Annotated in this window: 15 protein-coding genes; 7 read left to right on the forward strand and 8 right to left on the reverse strand. The window is 66.9% G+C overall.

Annotation, left to right across the window (positions count from 1 at the left end; all coding sequences use genetic code 11):
* Window positions 1-58: 58 nt before the first annotated feature.
* The 4 genes from FHT09_RS15330 to FHT09_RS15345 all read left to right on the forward strand — a co-directional run bounded on the left by FHT09_RS15330 (window position 59) and on the right by FHT09_RS15345 (window position 8,475).
* A complete protein-coding gene (locus FHT09_RS15330; RefSeq protein ID WP_104537976.1) occupies window positions 59-745 on the forward strand; it encodes a DUF3011 domain-containing protein in 687 nt (228 codons plus the stop codon).
* Between the two features lie 1,072 nt (window positions 746-1,817).
* Entirely contained in the window at window positions 1,818-2,882 is a 1,065-nt protein-coding gene (gene mtnA / locus FHT09_RS15335) for an S-methyl-5-thioribose-1-phosphate isomerase (protein WP_104605514.1), read from the forward strand.
* Window positions 2,883-3,091: 209 nt separating this feature from the next.
* The gene (gene gyrA / locus FHT09_RS15340) at window positions 3,092-5,803 is read left to right on the forward strand and encodes a DNA gyrase subunit A (protein ID WP_104537973.1); all 2,712 of its coding nucleotides are present in this window, start codon (window positions 3,092-3,094) and stop codon (window positions 5,801-5,803) included.
* 194 nt (window positions 5,804-5,997) lie between these two features.
* Complete coding sequence (locus FHT09_RS15345; protein WP_104605516.1) at window positions 5,998-8,475, forward strand: membrane-bound PQQ-dependent dehydrogenase, glucose/quinate/shikimate family; 2,478 nt, start codon at window positions 5,998-6,000, stop codon at window positions 8,473-8,475.
* Window positions 8,476-8,716: 241 nt separating this feature from the next.
* On the opposite strand, the gene FHT09_RS15350 is transcribed toward FHT09_RS15345, so the two are convergent.
* Window positions 8,717-9,445: a hypothetical protein gene (locus FHT09_RS15350; RefSeq protein WP_104605518.1), complete on the reverse strand. Its 729-nt coding sequence runs from the start codon at window positions 9,443-9,445 to the stop codon at window positions 8,717-8,719.
* 298 nt (window positions 9,446-9,743) lie between these two features.
* Here FHT09_RS15350 and FHT09_RS15355 point away from each other — a divergent pair, with 298 nt between their 5' ends.
* Complete coding sequence (locus tag FHT09_RS15355; protein WP_258077186.1) at window positions 9,744-10,730, forward strand: hypothetical protein; 987 nt, start codon at window positions 9,744-9,746, stop codon at window positions 10,728-10,730.
* Between the two features lie 151 nt (window positions 10,731-10,881).
* Here the strand turns inward: FHT09_RS15355 and hutU are convergent, their stop codons facing one another.
* The 4 genes from hutU to hutI all read right to left on the reverse strand — a co-directional run bounded on the left by hutU (window position 10,882) and on the right by hutI (window position 16,419).
* The gene (gene hutU, locus FHT09_RS15360) at window positions 10,882-12,549 is read right to left on the reverse strand and encodes a urocanate hydratase (RefSeq protein WP_104605522.1); all 1,668 of its coding nucleotides are present in this window, start codon (window positions 12,547-12,549) and stop codon (window positions 10,882-10,884) included.
* Between the two features lie 16 nt (window positions 12,550-12,565).
* On the reverse strand, window positions 12,566-13,426 hold the full coding sequence (gene hutG, locus FHT09_RS15365; RefSeq protein WP_104605524.1) for an N-formylglutamate deformylase: 861 nt from the start codon (window positions 13,424-13,426) through the stop codon (window positions 12,566-12,568).
* A 232-nt stretch (window positions 13,427-13,658) separates the two neighbouring features.
* On the reverse strand, window positions 13,659-15,200 hold the full coding sequence (gene hutH, locus FHT09_RS15370; RefSeq protein ID WP_104605526.1) for a histidine ammonia-lyase: 1,542 nt from the start codon (window positions 15,198-15,200) through the stop codon (window positions 13,659-13,661).
* Between the two features lie 13 nt (window positions 15,201-15,213).
* Window positions 15,214-16,419: an imidazolonepropionase gene (gene hutI, locus FHT09_RS15375; RefSeq protein WP_104605528.1), complete on the reverse strand. Its 1,206-nt coding sequence runs from the start codon at window positions 16,417-16,419 to the stop codon at window positions 15,214-15,216.
* 60 nt (window positions 16,420-16,479) lie between these two features.
* Between hutI and FHT09_RS15380 the strand changes: the two genes are divergently transcribed.
* Window positions 16,480-17,850, forward strand: coding sequence for a formimidoylglutamate deiminase (locus tag FHT09_RS15380; RefSeq protein WP_181141257.1), 1,371 nt, complete (start codon window positions 16,480-16,482; stop codon window positions 17,848-17,850).
* A 4-nt stretch (window positions 17,851-17,854) separates the two neighbouring features.
* Complete coding sequence (hutC, locus tag FHT09_RS15385) at window positions 17,855-18,628, forward strand: histidine utilization repressor (RefSeq protein ID WP_104605530.1); 774 nt, start codon at window positions 17,855-17,857, stop codon at window positions 18,626-18,628.
* Window positions 18,629-18,667: 39 nt separating this feature from the next.
* On the opposite strand, the gene FHT09_RS15390 is transcribed toward hutC, so the two are convergent.
* From FHT09_RS15390 to FHT09_RS15400, 3 genes are all read right to left on the reverse strand, one after another.
* Window positions 18,668-19,678, reverse strand: a complete 1,011-nt coding sequence (locus FHT09_RS15390) for a restriction endonuclease (RefSeq protein ID WP_181141258.1) — start codon at window positions 19,676-19,678, stop codon at window positions 18,668-18,670.
* A 232-nt stretch (window positions 19,679-19,910) separates the two neighbouring features.
* Complete coding sequence (locus tag FHT09_RS15395) at window positions 19,911-20,465, reverse strand: phasin family protein (RefSeq protein ID WP_104605532.1); 555 nt, start codon at window positions 20,463-20,465, stop codon at window positions 19,911-19,913.
* 193 nt (window positions 20,466-20,658) lie between these two features.
* The gene (locus tag FHT09_RS15400) at window positions 20,659-20,934 is read right to left on the reverse strand and encodes a polyhydroxyalkanoic acid system family protein (protein ID WP_102596972.1); all 276 of its coding nucleotides are present in this window, start codon (window positions 20,932-20,934) and stop codon (window positions 20,659-20,661) included.
* Window positions 20,935-21,018: the final 84 nt, after the last annotated feature.

Below are 21,018 nucleotides of genomic sequence, written 5' to 3' on the forward strand. Positions count from 1 at the left end.
CTCATCGTGGCGTCCACGGGGGCGCGGCGCAGAGCGTGTTTGGGTGAGGATTGTCGGCATGAAGTGGCTGATCAGCTTATGCGGTTTGTGGTGCTTGCCGCTGCTGATGCTCGCCGATGCGCGTGCGGCCGATCGCGCATCGGGCGTGGTGCGTTGCGAATCCAAGGACATGGCGCGCGTGCATTGTGCGATGGATACCGAGCACGGCGTCCAGCTGGTACGCCAGCTATCGGAGACAAGTTGCATCCGCGGCAGCGAGTGGGATATCGAACGCGATGGCGTGTGGGTCGAGCAGGGCTGCCGTGCGGAGTTTGCCAGTGCGCGGGTGCCGAGCGCTGCGCAGATGCGTCGCGTGGTGCGCTGCGATTCCAACGGCGGCAAGGTGGTTTGCCCGGTGGTGCTGCGCGGAGCGCCGGTGCGCCTGCTGCGCCAGCGCTCGGTGTGGCCGTGCAAGGAGGGCCGCAGCTGGGGCGCGCGCCGTAACGAAATCTGGGTGTCGCGCGGCTGCGACGGCGAATTCGAGGTCGCGGCCGAGGACGGTTCTGGCTTCGTGGCCATGCCACGTATGGTGACCTGCGAATCGAAGAAGGGCGCACGCCGCACCTGCGGGATCTCGGTAGAGCGTCAGGTACGTGTAGGCCGGCAGATCTCCAAAAAGGAATGCGTGGAAGGCCAGACCTGGGGCTGGAGCCGCGACGGCGTGTGGGTCAACGACGGCTGCCGCGCCGAGTTCATCGTCGACTGATGGACTGACGAAACCGCTGCTCTCCATCGCATAGGTGAGCGTAGCCGGCGCCGCGGTTTAAGTCAGCACGTGACCCAGTTGGTGAGGGTGTCGCGCCCTCGACCAGCTCTGCTTGGAACATCCAGGCCACGCTGAGGCTCAAGCTCTCGGTTGACTTGAATGTGCTTGTTCGGTGCGGATGTGTGGGTGGTGCTGGACCTGGAAGGCAGCGACATGGCGGCGCTGTAGGGGAGCGGGCGATCTGCGACTTGGCTGCAGGGCCCTTGCCCACCCACCATCGCAGGGCACGCCGCAAGTACGTCCATGTAGGCGCTTACGCGGCATCCATGCCGCTTAAGGTCCCGCGACGGTAGGCGGGCAAGGACCAATCGAGATGGTCGGTGTGCAAGGTCAAGAGCAGTGCGTGATGTGCATCGTTGGAGAATGATGGGTCGGCTCAATAGCTCAGTGGTCGATGCATCGAGTCTGCGACTTGGCTGCGGGGCCCTTGCCCGCCCACCATCGCAGGACACGCCGCAAGTACGTCCGTGTAGGCTCTTACGCGGCATCCATGCCGCGTAAGGTCCCGCGACGGTGAGCGGGCAAGGACCAATCGAGATAGTCGGTGTGCACGGTCAAGAGCGGTGCGTGATGTGCATCGTTGGAGAATGATGGGCCGGCTCAATGGCTCAATGGCTCAATGGTCGATGCATCGAGCAAGTAGCTCTTCATTCGACTACCAACCAACTCTCTGGCGAGGGCACCGCGCACTCGACCAGCTCGCCTTGAAACGCCAAGACGACGCTGAAGCTCGAGCTCCCGGTGGTCTTGAGACGTGATTGGACGGGTTGCGGATGCCTCGGTTGTGGAGCGGGCGATTTGCAGCTTGGCTGCAGGGCCTTTGCCCGCCCACCCACCGCCGGACACGCCGCAAGTACGTCCCTGTAGAGGCTTATGCGGCCTCCATGCCGCACAAGGTCCCGTGACGGTGAGCAGCGGGCAAGTGCCAGCCGGGATGGCCGGTGTGCGCGATGCCAGCGGGCTGAGCGATGCGGCCACTGACTGGGCTGCCTGGGCGCCTTACAATGTCCGGATGAACGACAGCGCCCATATCGATTACGCCCGCTACGACCATATCCGCCCGCTGCTGTGGACGGGCGATGCCCTGGAACTGCTCGACCAACGCAAGCTGCCCTTCGTGGTCGAGCACGTGCGTTGCGACACCAGCGACGCGGTGGCCGAGGCGATCCATTCGCTGGCCGTGCGCGGCGCGCCGGCGATCGGCATTGCGGCCGGGTGGGGCGTGGTGCTGGCGGCGCGCGACATCGCTGCCGACGACGGCGGTGCGGCCTTGCAGAAACTCGAGCCGGCGCTGTTGCGGCTCAATGCCGCGCGTCCGACCGCGGTCAACCTGGCCTGGGCGCTAATGCGCATGCGTCGCGTGCTCGGCGCTGCCGGTGCCGACTGGCGCGAGGTGATCGCGCGCCAGGCGCAGGCCATCGCCGACGAAGACCTGGCGGCCAACCGGCATATGGGCGCTCTGGGTGCGTCGTTGATCGAGACCGGCAGCGGCGTGCTGACCCATTGCAATACCGGTTCGCTGGCCACCGCCGGCTTCGGCACCGCGCTGGGCGTGATCCGCGCCGGGGTGGCGCAGCAGCGCATCGCCAAGGTGTTTGCCGGCGAGACCCGGCCGTGGTTGCAGGGCGCGCGCCTGACCGTGTGGGAGCTGCAGCAGGATGGCATCGACGCGACCCTGATCGCCGATTCGGCCGCCGCGCATCTGATGAAGTCCGGTCTGGTGCAGTGGGTCATCGTCGGTGCCGACCGCATCTGCGCCAACGGCGATACCGCCAACAAGATCGGCACCTACCAGCTGGCGATCGCCGCGCGCCACCACGGCGTCAAGTTCATGGTGGTGGCACCGTCGTCCACGGTGGACATGGAGACCGCCAGCGGCGATCAGATCGAGATCGAGCAGCGCGACCCGGGCGAATTGTTCGGGGTCGGCGGCGTGCGCACGGTGGCCGATGGCATCAACGCCTGGAACCCGGTCTTCGACGTCACCCCCGGCAGCCTGATCGATGCGATCGTCACCGAGCGCGGGGTGATCGCGCAGCCGGACCTGGCGCGCATGCAGGCGGCGTTCGGCGGCTGAGGCCAGTGCGGCACGCTATCGCCGCATCGCCCCGCCAAAATCCTGCAAGTGCTTGTTTCTGGCCGGTAAACCGGCGGCATCGTGGTGCCCCTTCGTGATACAATCCGACGCTTGAATCGATCGGCGGGAGCGTGGGGTCGGCAGCCTGTCGTCAGGGCGCCCCTAACGTAGCTTTCCGGCTCGCCCGCCACCTCACTTACGGAACCCGAATGGCAGAAACCGCCAAGGAAATCATCCAGGTCAATCTGGAAGACGAGATGCGCAAGAGCTATCTCGATTACGCGATGAGCGTGATCGTGGGCCGCGCACTCCCCGATGCCCGTGATGGCCTCAAACCCGTGCACCGTCGCGTCCTGTACGCCATGCACGAGCTGGGCGCACACAGCAACAAGGCCTACTTCAAGTCGGCGCGTATCGTCGGCGACGTCATCGGTAAGTACCACCCGCACGGCGACCAGTCGGTGTATGACACCCTGGTGCGCATGGCGCAGCCGTTCTCGCTGCGCTACATGATGGTGGACGGCCAGGGTAACTTCGGTTCGGTCGATGGCGATTCCGCCGCGGCGATGCGTTACACCGAGTCGCGCATGTCGCGGCTGGCGCATGAGCTGATGGCCGACATCGACAAGGAAACCGTCGATTTCCAGCCCAATTACGACGAGAAGGAACAGGAGCCGACGGTCATGCCGACCCGGTTCCCGAGCCTGCTGGTCAACGGCTCGGCCGGTATCGCGGTGGGCATGGCCACCAATATCCCGCCACACAATCTGACCGAGGCGATCAACGCCTGCATCGCCTTGATCGACACGCCGGAGCTGGATGTCGAAGGCCTGATGGAGTACATCCCCGGCCCGGATTTCCCCACCGCCGGCATCATCAACGGCACCGCCGGCATCGCTGCCGGTTACCGCACCGGCCGTGGCCGCGTGCGCATGCGCGCCAAGGCCGATGTGGAAGTGGCCGACAACGGCCGTGAAGCGATCATCGTCACCGAGATTCCGTACCAGGTGAACAAGGCGCGGCTGATCGAGAAGATCGCCGAGCTGGTCAAGGAAAAGAAGCTCGAAGGCATCAGCGAGCTGCGCGACGAGTCCGACAAGGACGGCATGCGCATCTACATCGAGGTCAAGCGCGGCGAGTCGGCCGAGGTCGTGCTCAACAACCTGTATCAACAGACCCAGATGGAGTCGGTGTTCGGCATCAACATGGTGGCGCTGATCGACGGCCGCCCGCAGTTGATGAACCTCAAGCAGATGCTGCAGGCGTTCATCCGCCACCGCCGCGAAGTGGTGACCCGCCGCACCATCTTTGAGCTGCGCAAGGCGCGTGCGCGTGCGCACGTGCTGGAAGGCCTGACCGTCGCGTTGGCCAACATCGACGAGATGATCGAGCTGATCAAGACCTCGGCCAACCCGCAGGAAGCGCGCGAGCGCATGCTGGCCAAGACCTGGGAACCGGGTCTGGTCGGCGCGCTGCTGGGCGCCGCCGGTGCCGAAGCCTCCAAGCCGGAGGATCTGGCCCCGGGCGTGGGCTTGGCCGACGGCTTCTATCAGCTCAGTGAAGTGCAGGCCTCGCAGATTCTGGAAATGCGCCTGCATCGCCTGACCGGGTTGGAACAGGAAAAGCTGACCGACGAGTACAAGCAGTTGCTCGAGGTCATCCAGGGCCTGATCCGCATCCTGGAAAACCCCGACGTGCTGCTGCAGGTGATCCGCGACGAGCTGATCAATATCCGCGAAGAGTACGGCGACGAACGCCGCACCGAGATCCGTCACAGCGAAGAAGATCTGGACATCCTGGACCTGATTTCGCCGGAAGACGTGGTGGTGACGCTCTCGCATGCCGGCTATGCCAAGCGCCAGCCGGTGAGCGCGTATCGTGCGCAGCGCCGGGGTGGCCGTGGCCGGTCTGCGGCGGCGACCAAGGAAGAGGATTTCATCGATCAGCTGTGGCTGGTCAACACGCACGACACGCTGTTGACCTTCACCAGCAGCGGCAAGGTGTTCTGGCTGCCGGTGTACCAGTTGCCGGAAGCCGGCTCCAATGCGCGTGGCCGTCCGATCATCAACTGGATTCCGCTGGACCCCGGCGAGCGTGTGCAGGCGGTGCTGCCGGTGCGCGAGTACGCCGACAACCGCTATGTGTTCTTTGCCACGCGCAACGGCACGGTCAAGAAGACGCCGTTGAGCGAATTCGCGTTCCGCCTGGCACGCGGCAAGATCGCGATCAACCTCGATGAGGGCGATGCGCTGGTGGGTGTTGCCTTGACCGATGGCGATCGCGACGTGTTGTTGTTCGCCTCCAATGGCAAGACCGTGCGTTTCGGCGAATCCACCGTGCGTTCGATGGGCCGTACCGCCACCGGCGTGCGCGGCATCCGTCTGACCAAGGGCGAAGAGGTGGTCAGCCTGATCGTGGCCGAGCGTGCCGGCGGCATCGAGGGCGATGTCGAGGACGACGGTGTCGAGGACGTGGTGGAGAGCACGGACGGTGTTGAGGCGGAGGTGATCGACGTTGCCGAGAGCGACGACATGGCCTACATCCTCACCGCCACCGAGAACGGCTACGGCAAGCGCACCCCGCTGACCGAGTACCCGCGCAAGGGCCGCGGTACGCAGGGCGTGATCGGCATCCAGACCACCGAGCGCAACGGCAAGCTGGTGCGTGCGGTGCTGCTGGGTGCCACCGACGAAGTGCTGCTGATTTCCGATGGCGGTACGCTGGTGCGTACCCGCGGTTCGGAGATCTCGCGCGTGGGTCGCAATACCCAGGGCGTGACCTTGATCCGCCTGTCCAAGGGCGAAAAGTTGCAGGCAGTCGAACGCCTGGACGCCTCGCTGGATGAGGCCGAGGACGTGCTGGACGATGCAGCGGCTGCACCGGCAGCAAGCACAGGCGAGCTGCCACCGACCGACGCGTGATCGCATCTGGCGAGCAACGCAGTTGACGAAAAACGCCGGCGCACAGCCGGCGTTTTTTGTTGCACGCGGTGACATCTGCAACGCAGTGTTTGTCGACGGCGGTCGCAAAGAACGCGGTGTTTTCACCGCGGCGGGTCGAAGGTTGTGGGCGGTGCGGCGGCGTTGCGTCGCCGCAGATCGAAGAGGAACAACTGATGACGACATTGCATCGTCCTTCCCGTCGCGGCCACTGGGCGCTGGCGACGTTGGGAGGCGTGATTGGAGTGCTGGGCGCCGTGCTGCTGGCAGGCGGCGTGTGGCTGGCCGCGCTGGGCGGCTCCTGGTATTACGCGCCTGTGGGCGTGGCCTTGCTGATCGCCGGCGTATTGCTGTTTCGCGGTCGCAATGCGGGCGCGTGGTGGTTTGCCGCAGTGGTGGCGGCGACGTTGCTGTGGACATGGTGGGAATCGGGCAGCGACTACTGGCGTTGGGTACCGCGGCTGGGCTTGATCGTCGGCCTGGCATTCGTGCTGGCGCTGCTGCTGCCGAAGCTGGAGCGCCCGGTGTCGCGTGCGGTATCGCGCAGCGTGGCGGGCGCCTTGGCAGCGGTGTTCGTGGTGGCCTTCGCGCCCGCCTTCGTGCCGTTTGGGATGACCGAGGCCGATGGTGCGCTGGCACACGCCGCCGGCATGGCCGCGGGCCTGGTCAAGCGCAGCGCGTCTGCAGCGCCGGCCGCCTCCGACGGGCAGCCGGGCAATGCGCCTGCCGACGACGACTGGGCCGCGTATGGACGCAGCCAGGCCGGACAGCGCTATTCGCCGTTGCAGCAGATCAATCGCGACAACGTTGCGCAATTGGAGCAGGCCTGGGTCTTCCACACCGGCGACCTGCCGAGCAAGCGCTGGGGTGCGGAAACCACGCCGCTGAAGGTAGGCGACAGCCTGTATCTGTGCACTGCACGCAATCAGGTGATCGCGCTGGATGCCGCAAGTGGCAAGGAGCGTTGGCGCTACGATCCCAAGGTCAAGGACGAGGCGATTCCGTATACGGCCGCCTGCCGTGGTGTGTCGTACTACCAGGTGGCGGCGGCAGCCAACGACGCCGCCGCAGCGGTGGCAGCGGATGCGGCGCCGCTGTGCCGCACGCGCATCATCGAAGGCACGCTGGATGGCCGCCTGATCGCGCTGGATGCGCGTAGCGGCAAGCCGTGCACGGATTTCGGCAACAATGGCCAGGTCGACATCACCGTCGGTATGGGGCAGACGCCGCCGGGCTATGTGTCGATCAATTCGCCGCCCGCCATCGTGCGTGGGGTGGTGGTCACCGGCCATCAGGTGCTGGACGGGCAGAAGCGTTACGAGCCGTCCGGCGTGATCGAAGGCTTCGATGCGGTGACCGGCCAATTGCGCTGGGCCTGGGACATGACCCATCCGGACTGGAACGGCGCGCCGCCGCCGGGCCAGACCTGGACGCGTGGCACGCCGAACATGTGGACCACCGCCGCGGCCGACGAGCAGCTGGGCTATGTGTATCTGCCGATGGGCAACTCCACCGCCGATTACTGGAGCAGCTCGCGCACGCCGCAGGAGAATCGCTATGCGACCTCGCTGGTGACGCTGGATGTCACCACCGGCAAGCCGGTGTGGAATTTCCAGACCACGCATATCGACGCCTGGGATTATGACCTGGGCTCGCAGCCGAGCCTGATCGACTTCCCCAAGGACGGCGTCAACGTGCCGGCGGTGTTGTTGCCGAGCAAGCAGGGCGAGTTGTACGTGCTGGATCGGCGTACCGGCAAGCCGCTGGTGGGCGTGGAAGAACGCGCGGTGCCAGGCGGTGGCGTGGAGCCGCAGATGCGTGCCAAGACCCAGCCATTTTCGCTGTACCACACGCTGCGCAAGCCGGATCTGACCGAGCGCGACATGTGGGGGATGACGCCGATCGATCAGCTGGTGTGCCGCATCCAGTTCCGCAAGGCCAGCTACAAGGGCATCTACACGCCGCCGGAAGCCGACCGCCATTCGATCGAGTATCCCGGCTACAACGGCGGTTCGGATTGGGGCAGCGTGTCGGTGGATCCGCAGCGCGGCGTGATCGTGGCCAACTACAACGACATGCCCAACTACAACCTGCTGGTGCCGCGCGCCAAGGCCGACAAACTGGGCTGGGCGCCGCGCGATGAAGTGCGCGGCGATGCCGGTGGCGCAGAAGGCGCGGGCGATCCGCAGGCCGGTACGCCGTATGCGATCAACGTCAACGCCGGCTGGCGCCTGCCGTTCACCAAGCTGCTGTGCAAGCAGCCGCCGTATGGCGGCATCCGTGCGATCGATCTGGCCAGCGGCAAGACGCTATGGGACCGCCCGTTCGGCAGCGCACGCGGCAATGGTCCGTTCGGCATCCGCTCGGGTCTGCCGATCGAGATCGGCACCCCCAACAACGGCGGTTCGGTGGTGACGGCCGGCGGATTGATCTTCATTGCCGCAGCCACCGACGACCTGATCCGCGCCATCGATCTGGCCACCGGCAAGGAACTGTGGCACGCCAAGCTGCCGGCCGGCGGCCAGGCCAACCCGATGGTCTACGCCTACGGCGGCCGCGAGTACCTGGTGATCATGGCCGGTGGCCACCACTTCATGGAAACGCCCGCTGGCGATGCCGTGGTGGCCTACGCGCTGCCGCAGCAGGCACCGTGATGAACGCGGCAATCAAACCAGCAAGCTGAGGGTTGTCGGCCATCCCCGAGGCCTGAAACGAAAAAGCGCACCGCAAGCGGTGCGCTTTTTTTATCTGCAATCGCATCACAGCAGTCGCTTCATCGGGAAGCGGTCAAACAGCATGCATCTACCTGTTGACCCAACAGAACCCCGCACTCACGCTCTTACGATTCCCGATTCCCGATTCCCGATTCCCGATTCCCGATTCCCGATTCCCGATTCACCCGACGTTAGCCGCAGCCGCATCCTCCATCACCGCATCCCGCACATCCTGCGCCAGCGTGGCCTTGACGATGATCGAGCGGATGGCATCGGTGGCATCCGAGAGCGGCACATCGCTGCTCAGGCGCTGGAAGGTATCGCGGCTGTTGTAGCCGGACCCGTCCTTCAGATAGTGGTCGTACATCGACAGCAGGTCCTGGCAGGCGGTGATCAGCGCCGCGACGTTGCCGCGCAACAAGGCATAGCCGATCTGGTCGAAGCTGTGCAGGCAATCGGCCAGCCAGTGCAGGTCGTAACGGGCAGTGGCCGGTTCCGGCGCAGTGTGGCCGCGGCTGTAGGCGCTGTAGCGGCGCAGGCTGCGTGCCACCCGTGCGACGTGCGCAAACAATGTGCCGATCTCGTTGGCGATATCCAGCCGCTGCACCATCACCATCGGAATCACCTGGCTGTCGGCAGCCGGCGCCTGTTCGGCTGCCGTTTGTTCCTGCTGCTCCAGCGATTGCTTGAGGACGGTGTAGCTGCGTTGCAGCGATTCCAGCTCCAGCACGCTGGCGGCCGCACGCGCCTTCGCCTGCGAGAGCGCAGCCTGGTAGCGGGCAAGACTGTCCTGGGTGCTGGCGAGCTGGCCGGATTCGGCGCGCAGCTGCCGGCCACGCACGAACGCCAGCACGGTGGCAATCAGCGCCCAGAGCGCGAATGCAGGCACCAGGTAGATCAAGATGCCCATGGAGATTCCTCGAAACGTTGCATACCTTGTCGGCCCGCACGCGGCGGACTTGAGGGCAATCGTCGGGAATGTGACCGGCGACGATGCCCTCGCTTGCAACCTAAAGCCGGAAGCTCTCGCGCCCCTGACCAAAGACACGTGGCGGGCGGTATCCCGGCATGCTCGAATCAGCGCACTCGCCAGCCCGGAGCCTTGCATGCGCAGATGGATCGATCGCTGGCCGCCAACACTGCGGCGCGTCCGCTCAGCCGGACTGATCTGCGTCGTGATGTGCGCCACCGCGCATGCTGTGCCAGCCATGCCGTCATCGGCACCCGTGCAGGTGGGTTACAGCGAGGCCACGGACCTGTTTAACCTGCTGGATAACCTGTCGGACTGGTTGCCGGGCTATACGGCGCCCGTCTATCGCAGTTACTTCGAAACCCATGGCGGGCTGGACCCGGCCGATCGTGCAGCCCTTGTGGCCTACGCAGCTTTCCGTCGGCGCACCTCTGGGGTGGCAAAGGACGACGATCTGGAGGTGCTCGACCGTGTGTTTGCGCCAGATGCCACCCGTGAGGTGGATCCTTTCTCCCGGCATTTCCTCGGGAATGCGGGATTCGAGGCGTCAGCGGACGCCGCCATTGCCGAGCAGTCGGCAGACGACCAGGCGATGTTGCGCGCGTATTTTGCCCGCTTCGTTTCGCGCGCCAGGCGCCTGGTCGCCGTTGCACCGCGCTTCGAGCAACAGGCGCGCGAGCTGGGCGAAGAACTGTCCAACCCCGCCGTTTCGCGGCTGGCAGCGCAGATGCGGGCGTTCTTTGCGGTGCCGGAGCCTGCGGTGTTCCAGGCAAGATTCGTCTGGTGGCCGGAGCCGGACACCACCCAGGCCAAGGTACGCGGACGCACCATGCTGCTGTATTCGCAGCATGATGCGCGTGCCGGCACGGCTTCGATGGACTGGGCGCCGATCGTGTTGCATGAATTGAGTCACTACCTGTCTGCGGGGCAGACCTCGGCGCGCAAGCGCATGCTCGCTGCCAACTTCGTGCGGCTGTGTCCGGGTGCGGCCACCTTGCGTAACCCGCTCAACGCGCTGGAAGAGCCGTTGGCGATCTACTGGGGACAGTATCGATTCGAGCAGGCAGTGCGCGGGCGTTCGCTGCCGCCGTCGTCGCAGTGGTATATCCAGGCGGACGCCGATCGCGCGGCGAAGGCGATCGCAGCGGCCTATCCAGCAAGCGGTGCGACACCGGTGCTCGATGACAACGCATTGCTGGCCGCTGCTGCATTGGCCTGCAAGTAGACCGTGATGGAGCTGGAAGCCGCCGGCAGAACGCGGCGGATCGTCGTCGCCTGCTGCGGATGGTGCGCTCACAACCGGTGATGTCCGCGTGCTGCATGCCGACCGCGTGCGGCGTGCACGCGGTCGGCGAAACAGCCGGGGCCGAAAATCCTCAGCCGAGAATGCCCGGCAAATCCAGGCCTTTTTCCTTCGCGCAGTCGGTGGCGATGGCGTAGCCGGCATCGGCGTGGCGCATCACGCCGGTGGCCGGGTCGTTCCAGAGCACGCGCTCCAGGCGTCGGTCGGCCGCCTCGCTGCCATCGCAGACGATGACCATGCCGGCGTGCTGCGAGAAGCCCATGCCGACGCCGCCGCCGTGATGCAGCGATACCCAGGTGGCGCCCGAGGCGGTGTTGAGCAGGGCGTTGAGCAGCGGCCAGTCGGAGACCGCATCCGAGCCGTCGGCCATGGCTTCGGTTTCGCGGTTGGGCGAGGCGACGCTGCCCGAATCCAGATGATCGCGGCCGATCACCACCGGCGCCTTCAATTCACCGCTGCGCACCATCGCATTGAAGGCCAGGCCGAGCCGATGGCGGTCGCCCAGACCGACCCAGCAGATCCGCGCAGGCAGGCCCTGGAAGGCGATCTTTTCGGCAGCCATGTCCAGCCAGCGGTGCAGATGCGCATCGTCGGGAATGAGCTCCTTGACCTTGGCATCGGTCTTGGCGATGTCGTCCGGGTCGCCACTGAGCGCGACCCAGCGGAACGGGCCGATACCGCGACAGAACAGCGGCCGGATGTAGGCGGGCACGAAGCCGGGGAAGTCGAACGCGTTGTCGACGCCTGCTTCTAGTGCCATCTGGCGCAGGTTGTTGCCGTAATCCACGGTGGGCACGCCGAGTGCGTGGAAGGTGAGCATGGCGCGGATGTGGTTGGCCATCGAGTCGCGCGCGGCCGCTTCCACCTCCGTCGGTGCGGACACACGCCTGGCGTCCCATTCCTCCACCGTCCAGCCCTGCGGCAGGTAGCCGTTGATCGGGTCGTGCGCGGAGGTCTGGTCGGTCAGCAGGTCCGGCTTGACCCCGCGTAGCAGCAGTTCGTCCAGCACGTCGGCGACATTGCCGAGCAGGCCGACCGACAGCGGTTTCTTTGCCGTGCACGATTGCTCGATCAGGCGCAGCGCTTCGTCCAGGTCGTCGGTCCAGGTGTCCAGGTAGCCGGTGCGCAGGCGCATGTCGATGCTGGAACGGCGGCATTCCACCGCCAGGCACGAGGCACCGGCCATCACCGCGGCCAGCGGCTGCGCGCCGCCCATGCCGCCCAGGCCACCGGTGAACAGCCACTTGCCGGCCAGGCTGCCGCCGTAATGCTGGCGGCCCATCTCCACGAAGGTTTCGTAGGTGCCTTGCACGATGCCTTGCGCGCCGATGTAGATCCAGCTGCCGGCAGTCATCTGGCCGTACATCGCCAGACCCTTGCGATCGAGCTCGTTGAAATGCTCCCAGCTGGCCCAGCGCGGCACCAGGTTGGAGTTGGCGATCAGCACGCGCGGCGCATCGGCATGCGTGCGGAACACCCCGACCGGCTTGCCGGATTGCACCAGCAGGGTCTGGTCGTCGTCCAGGCGGGTGAGCGCGGCGACGATCGCATCGAAGGACTCCCAATCGCGCGCGGCGCGGCCGATGCCGCCGTAGACCACCAGTTCCTGCGGGCGCTCGGCCACGTCCGGGTCGAGGTTGTTCATCAGCATGCGCAGCGGCGCTTCGGTGAGCCAGCTTTTTGCGGTGAGCATGGTGCCGGTGGCGGCGCGGATGACGCGGGTTGCATCGTGACGGGTCATGCCGGTTTCCTTGCAATCAACGGTGCGCCGCAGGCGGCGTGGTGGCGGAGGAGTGCGCGGTAGCGTTCGCAAACTGCAGGCAGGTCAGCAGGACGTGGCGCAGCACCGCGCGCAGTGCGACCGCATGTGCGGGCAGCCAGGGCGTGGGCCAGGTCTGCGGGGTGATGGTGTCCGGCTCGCGCATATAGCCGCGGCACGCCAGCTCCATCTGCAGCGTATGCACGCCATGCCCGGGCTGCGCGTAATGGCGGGTGATCCAGCCGCCCTTGAAGCGCCCGTTGCGCACGGTGCTCGAGCCGCTGCTGCGGCACAGCTGCTCCACGGCGTCGGCCAGGGCCGGGTCGCAACTGCGCTCGTCGTTGCTGCCGATGTTGAACTGCGGCAGCTCGCCATCGAACAGATGCGGAATATGCGAGCGGATCGAATGCGCGTCGTAGACCACGATGCTGGCGTGCTGCGTGCGCAGGCGCGCGATCTCGGCAGCGAGCGCAGCGTGATAGGGGTCGAACCACTGCGTGCGGCGCCAGGCGATCTGCGCTTGGTCGGGTTCGGCGCCGTCGGCATACAGCGGCTGGTTGTCGAAGGTGGTCAGCGGACACAGGCCGGTGGTGTTCTGGCCCGGGTACAGTGACGCTCCGCTGGGGTCGCGGTTGACGTCGATCACCGAGCGCGAGATGGCGGTGCGCACGGTGGTGGCGCCCAGCGATTGCGCGAAGTCGTACAGCTGATGCACCCACCAATCGGCATCGCGGCGTGCCAGCCAGGGCGAGACGAACTGGTCGACCATCTCGTCGGGCAGCTCGGTGCCCGCATGCGGGAAGCTGAGGATCAACGGCGCATCGCCGCGGTGGATCTCGAGCCAGGGCAGGGCGCTCATCGCGGTGCGCCTTGTGCAGACGCGATCGTCAAGACGTGACGATGTCGCGCCTGCAACAGGTCGGCGCGCGATTCGCAAGCGTGCACCACGGCCTGACGCGCAAGCAGCCCGCGCGCGCGTATTGCCCGCAGTGCACTGCCGTCGCGCAGATGCGCCCTCGGCGGTGACGCGAGACCTTGCGCGTGCGGACACCACGCTGCCGAGATCATTCCAGCGGCGGCGAGATGGCGCGTCATGCGTGCTGCTCCACGCCCGGCAAGGCAATGGCGACCGCCTGCGCGAGTGCGCCCGAGCGCACCAACGCGCTGGCCGCCTGCATGTCGGGATGGAAATAGCGGTCGTCCTGCAGCGTCGGCACCTGCGCGCGCAGCAGGGCGCGTGCGGCTTCCAGCGCGGCGCTGGAGCGCAGCGGCGCATGGAAGTCGCAGCCTTGCACCGCCGCCAGCAGCTCGATGCCGATCACGTGCGCGGCGTTCTCCGCCATCGCCAGCAAACGCCGCGCGCCGTGCGCGGCCATCGACACATGATCTTCCTGATTGGCCGAGGTCGGGATCGAATCGACACTGGCCGGATACGCGCGTTGCTTGTTTTCCGACACCAGCGCCGCAGCAGTGACCTGCGGAATCATGAAACCGGAATTCAGGCCCGGGCGCGGGGTGAGGAACGCCGGCAGGCCCGACAAGGCCGGGTCGACCAGCATCGCAGTGCGGCGTTCGCTGATCGAGCCGATTTCGCAGACCGCCATCGCCAGCATGTCGGCCGCGAAGGCCACCGGCTCGGCGTGGAAGTTGCCGCCGGACAAGGCCTCGCCGGTATCGCTGAACACCAGCGGGTTATCCGAGACGCCATTGGCTTCGATCTCCAGGGTGCATGCGGCCTGACGCATGATGTCCAGCGCCGCGCCCATCACCTGCGGCTGGCAGCGCAGGCAGTACGGATCCTGCACGCGCACATCGCCGAGCCGATGCGATTCGCGGATGCTCGAATCGGCCATCAGCGCGCGCAGTGCCGCAGCGGTGGCGATCTGCCCTGGTTGGCCGCGCAAGGCATGGATGCGCGCATCGAACGGCGTGTCCGAGCCCTTGGCCGCTTCCACCGACAGCGCGCCGGTGACCAGCGCGGCCTGCAGCACGGTTTCGATCTCGAACAGGCCGGCCAATGCGCAGGCGGTGGAGAACTGGGTGCCGTTGAGCAGCGCCAGGCCTTCCTTGGCGCCCAGCACACGCGGTTGCAACTGCGCCTGCGCCAGCGCGTCGGCCGCAGGCAGGCGTCGCCCACTGACGAAGGCTTCGCCGACGCCGATCATCACCGCGGCCAGGTGCGACAGCGGTGCCAGATCGCCGGAGGCACCGACCGAGCCCTGGCACGGCACCACCGGCGTGATGCCCAGGCGCAGCATCGCGTCCAGCAGCGCCAGCGTCTGCGGCTGCACGCCGGAGGCGCCCTGGGCCAGGCTGGTGAGCTTGAGCGCCATCATCAGCCGCACCACCGGCACCGGCGTGGGCTCGCCGACGCCGGCGGCGTGCGAGAGCACGATATTGCGCTGCAGGGTCTGCAGGTCTTCGCGCTCGATGCGCACGCTGGCCAGCTTGCCGAAGCCGGTATTGACGCCATACACCGGCTCGCCGCGCGCCACGATGGCCTCCACCGTCTGCGCGCTGCGCAGCACCGCGGCCGCGCAGGCGTCGTCCAGCACGACGTCGGCGCCGCGATACAGCGCACGCCACTGCGCCAGCGTGACCTGGCCGGGCTGCAAGACAATAGATGCACTCATGACGACTCCGGATTCAGCAGGAATGCCCGCGCCAGACGCGGGCATGAAGAGGGTTGAAGCCCATGCGGTAGACCAGGTCGGCCGGCGCATCAATGTCCCAGATCGCCAGGTCGCAATGCAGGCCGGCGCGCAGCCGGCCGAGTCGCTCGCCGCGCCCGAGCGCGCGTGCGGCTTCGCGGGTGAACCCGGCGATGCACTCGTCCACGGTCATGCGGAACAGCGTGGCGGCCATGTTCATCGCCAGCAGCGGGCTGGTCAGCGGCGAGGTGCCTGGATTGCAGTCGGTGGCCAGGGCCAGCGGCACGCCGGCGGCGCGCAACGCCGCGATCGGCGGCAGCTGGGTGTCGCGGGTGAAATAGAACGCGCCCGGCAACAGCACCGCGACGGTGCCTGCGCCGGCCATTGCGGCAATCCCGGCGTCATCCAGGTATTCGATGTGATCGGCCGACAACGCGCCATGGCGTGCAGCCAGTTGTGCGCCATGCTGGTTGCTCAGTTGCTCGGCATGGATCTTGATGTCCAGGCCGTGTGCCTGCGCGGCGAGGAAGACCTGTTCGGCCTGCGCGAGCGAGAACGCCAGATGCTCGCAGAACACGTCCACCGCCTCGGCAAGGCCTTGCGCGGCAATCGCCGGAATCATCTGCGTGCAGACCGCGTCGATGTAGGTTTGCGCATCGCCGCCCGGCGGCACCGCATGCGCGCCGAGGAAGGTCGGCACCACTTCGACCTTGCGCAGCGCAGCGAGCCGACGTGCCACGCGCAGCTGCTTGGTTTCGTCTTCCAGCGTCAGCCCGTAGCCGGATTTGATTTCCAGCGTGGTCACGCCTTCGGCGAGCATGGCGTCCAGGCGCGGCAGGCTGGCGGCCAGCAGCGCTGCGTCGTCGGCAGCGCGGGTGGCGCGCACCGTGGCCACGATGCCGCCGCCGGCTGCGGCAATCTCGGCATAACTGGCACCGCGCAGGCGTTGCTCGAATTCGTTGGCGCGATTGCCTGCGTACACCAGATGGGTATGGCAATCGATCAGGCCGGGGCTGATCCAGCGGCGCCGGCAATCGTGCGCGGTGCCTGGCTTCAGCGCCGGGGCCTGCGCGGCCGGGCCGGCATAGGTGATGCGGCCGTCCTGGCAGGCCACAACGCCATCGTCCACGATGCCCAGGCCACCATCGACCGCGTCCAGGGTCATCAGCTGTGCGTTGTGCCAGAGGACGTCGCAATGCATGGCGCAGGCTCATGGTGTCTGATATGTATATACAATAGAACCGGCAATCGAGGGTGTCCAGTGGCAGACCAACAGGTGCAGGCGTTGTGGGCAGCGCGGGCTCTCTTGCCCGAAGGCTGGGCGGGCGATGTGCGGATCACGCTGGCGCAGGGGCGTATCGCGTCGGTACAGACCGCCACCACGCCCGCCGCCGACGACAGCCGGGTCGAGTTGCTGCTGCCCGGGCTGGGCAACCTGCACAGCCACGCGTTCCAGCGCGGCATGGCCGGCCTGAGCGAAGTGGGCGGGCGCAGCGGCGACAGTTTCTGGAGCTGGCGCGAGTTGATGTACCGCTTCGTCGACCGGCTCGATCCGGACAGCCTGCAGGCAATCGCCGAACAGGCCTATGTGGAGATGCTCGAAGGCGGCTTCACCCGCGTCGGCGAATTCCATTACCTGCACCACAGCCCCGGCGGCGCGGCGTATGCGCAGGCTGGCGAAATGTCCGGACGCATCGCCGCTGCCGCCGCCAACACCGGCATCGGGCTGACGCTGTTGCCGGTGTTCTATGCGCATTCGGATTTCGGTGGCGTCGCGCCCAGCGCAGCGCAGCGACGTCTGATTTACGACATCGACGGGTTCGCGCGATTGCTGGACGACTGCGCGCGCAGCCTCGAGGTATTGCCGGATGCCGTGCTCGGACTGGCGCCGCATAGCCTGCGCGCAGTCACGCCGGAGCAGCTGGCTGCGTTGGTGCCGCTCACCGATGGCCCGATCCACATCCATATCGCCGAGCAGCAGCGCGAGGTCGAGGCCTGCCTGGCCTGGTCGGGCCAGCGCCCGGTGCAGTGGCTGCACGCCAACGCGCCGGTGGATGCGCGCTGGTGCCTGGTGCATGCCACGCATGTGGACGCGCGCGAGCTGCAGGCCATCGTCGACAGCGGCGCGGTGGTCGGGCTGTGCCCGATCACCGAGGCCAATCTGGGCGACGGCCTGTTCCCGATGCAGGCATTTGCCGCCGCGGGCGGGCGCTTTGGCGTGGGCTCGGATTCGAATGTGTTGATCGACGCGGCCGAAGAACTGCGCTTGCTCGAATACGGCCAGCGTCTGCGACTGCAGGCGCGCAATGTGCTGGCGCGGGCGGGCGCCTCCAGCGGACGTTGGTTGTTCGAGCAGGCCGGCGAGGGCGCGGCGCAGGCGTTGGGCGTTTCCCACTGCGGCATCCGTGTGGGTGCATCGGCCGACCTGCTCGAACTGGACCCGACCCATGCGGCGCTGCTGGCGCGCAGCGACGATGCGCTGCTGGATAGTTGGCTGTTCGCCGCGCGCGGCGGTGCGGTGCGCACCGTCTGGCGCGCCGGGCAAGCGGTGGTGCGCGATGGACGCCATGTGGATCGCGCGCGGATTGCCGCCCGTTTTGCCGGTGTCCTGCGATCGCTGCTGAGCAGTTGAACGGATGCGCGCACAATGCGGGTCTGACCGGAGACCTGTTTTGACCGCCACCCCCACCGCCGCGCCCGGCACCCTGCATCAACGCATCCGGCAGGATCTGGAGCGCCGCATCCACAGTGGCGACTGGCCGCCCGGTCATCGTGTGCCGCCCGAGCACGAACTGATGGCGCAATACGGCTGCTCGCGCATGACCGTGAACAAGGTGCTCGGCCTGCTCGCCGATGCCGGCATGATCGAACGCCGGCGTCGCACCGGCTCATTCGTGGCGCGGCCGCATCCGCATCTGGAGCAGGTCGCGTTGTCGATTCCCGACATCGAAGTCGAAATGACCGCGCGCGGTCACCTCTACCGGTTCTCGCTGTTGTCGCGCCGACTGCGCAACCTGCGCCTGCGCGTGCCGCAGGAGCGTGCCCTGGGCAGCAGCGGCAAGGTGCTGGCGCTGGAAAGCGTGCACCTGGCAGACGGCCGTCCGTTTGCGCTGGAGCAGCGGGTGATCGACACCACCACCGTGCCCGAGGCATCGCTGCAGGCGTTCACCGACGTGGCGCCGGGCAGTTGGTTGTTGCGCAACGTGCCATGGACCCGCGCCGAGCACCGCATCAGCGCCGTCAATGCGGATGCCGCACAAGCGGCACGCCTGCAGGTGGACGATGGCGCCGCATGTCTGGTCATCGATCGCCACACCTGGCGCGGAGATCAGCCGGTCACTTACGTGCGTCAACTGTTCCTGGGCGGATCCTACGACCTGGTGGCGCGCTTCGCGCCGGGAATGCGCTGATCCCAGGCGGGACGGGCAGCGTATGGCTCGATGCGCGAATCAGATCGTCGTGCACTGCCGCCAGCGTACCGGTTCGTCCACGCCGGGGCGCGGATTGAGCTGCACACGCACGGTGCGCAGGTATGGGTAGCGCTGCAGTTCGCGGCAGATCAACGGCCACGCCGCCGCATCGTCAACCGAGCGATCGACCGCCAGCGTCGCCTGGGTGATCCAGATACCGCGCACCAGACCGGGCGTCTGTGCCAGTGCCTTGGACACCTCGCGCTGATAGCCCTGCATGGTCGCCGCATCCGGTTCGGCGCCGGCTGTCAGTGGTGTCGGTGCAGGCAACGCGGCTGATGGCGGCGCTGCCTGCGGCGAGCCTGTGCCCTGCGGTGAAGGTGGCGCAGCGACCGCTGCGGCAACGCGTGGAGCAGCCACCCCTGCTGCTTGCTGCGTGGGCGAGGGCGCAGGCGTCTCTGTCGGTTGCAAGGCCAGCCCCGCAGCCAGCGCCAGGGTCGCCAGTGCTGCACCGGCAATGAGGCTGTGAAGGATCGCGCGACGGCGCGCCATGCCGACCACGCCGGTTTCCACATCGCCCGGCAGATACGGTTTGAGCAAGGGCCACAGGCGCACGCCATCCAGCACTTCGATGGACTGTTTTTCGGCGGCTGCCAACCCTTCGCGTTGCATGCGCCCCTCGGTCACCATCACGCCGCCACCTGCGCCGGCCAGTCGCGCCATCGCGCCCAATTCGTTCACCGCTGCCACGCCGATGCGGTAGCCACGCCCGTGCTTGCAGGCCACCAGGCGCGTGCCTTGCTCGGTCTGCATCATGAAGTCAGCCGTCGGCAGGCCGTCCTGGGGCGCCTGGGTGGGTTGCCAGCCGCGCTGATCCTGCAGCACGCGCAGCACCACGGCTGAAAAGTCGCGCCAGTGCATTGCCGCCAGCGCACGCACGCCTTCACTGGTTTCGTCGGCGCGGCGGCGCACCAGCCACACATAGGCGCACACCCCCAGCCAGAGCAGCAGGAAAGCCACAAGCGCCACAATCCAGGAAGGCATGAGCATCAAGCGAAGGTATGGCACGTGTGACGGAGCGGTACGCCTAGAAGAATCTTTCGCGGCAGGTCCGTCAATGGATCGCGGGCGGCGATGGCACGAGCTGTGATCCAGATAGCGAAAGACCCGCCAGTCCGAAGCCGTGAGGGGAGGGGAGCAAACGGACTTCGTGTTACAGGACTGGCGGGTCCTTCCCGATTGTCTAAAAAATCATGCTGCTTTGCAACATTGTCGAGCTGGCTTATTCATCATCCAACGCAGTGCCGGTCGGACCGGAGCTGCCGCTGGCGGGGCCTGCACCAGTGGTGTCGCTACTGGCGGCCTGCGCCGCCTGATTGGCGGTGCGGTTGGCGCGCTTGGTCGCGGCGGTGTTGGCGCGCACCTGGGCCTTGAGCGATTCCACCTCGCGACGCAGGTTTTCCAGTTCGTCCTGCTCGGGAATGTTGAGCGTGCGCAGCACGCCCTTGACGCGTTCGTCGAAGGCCTTGCCTAGCTTGTCCCAGCCGCGTACAGCGGTGTCACGTGCCTGCTCGAACTGGGTTTCCACCTCTTCGCGCAGCTCATCGACGCTTTCGGCCGCCTTGCGCTGGCCGCTGCGCTCGTACGCCGCGCCTTCGCGCACCAGCGAATCGAACAACTTGCCACCCTCGCTCTGCACCCGTCCCAGTGCACCGAGCCCGGCCAGCCACACCGTCTGCGCCGATTCGCCGAGCCGGCGCGAAATCTGTTCCGCCTGCGCCTGGAAGCCGTGCGCTGCGTCGTCGCGCTTGCCGTTCTGATCGTATCCGGTCGTCATGGAATGCTCCTGTGGGTTGCCAAAGTGACGTTGCCTTCACCCTAGTCCCGGCACTGCATCGGGCAGGTGAAGCACCCTCAGAGCATCCGCCTGCGATGGGCCGCGCGGGTGACTTGTCGCTGAAGCACCGGCGCGGCCAGGCATGGTCGGGCGACCCGGACCAACGGCACCCCGGACCAACGGCACCGCATGCTCAGGCGAGTTTTTCGGCCAGTAGGCGGCGGATCTCCGATTCCACCATCGGTTGCATCGCCGACAAAAGGAAGCCGAGCTCGGCGGTGACATGGACCTGCTGCGGCAGCAGGGCGATCGCCCCATCCACGCCGGCCCGCGCGATGCGCAAGGTATCGCCTTCCCAATGCGAGGCGACGCCGTAGCGATCGGTCAACTTGCGTGCCGCCGCGTCGATCGCTGCGCGGGCCTGGGCCGGCGACAAGGCATGGTCGTGGCGGATATCGATGCTGGACATGGGTTCCATGGGAAAGACGAAAGAAGCGCGCATTGTGCGCATGCGCGGGCCCGGCTCCAAGTGCGGCGCACGCGGGGCGGGCAG

The organism is Xanthomonas sp. CFBP 8152, from assembly GCF_014199025.1.
GTDB classification, from domain to species: Bacteria; Pseudomonadota; Gammaproteobacteria; order Xanthomonadales; family Xanthomonadaceae; genus Xanthomonas; species Xanthomonas arboricola_B.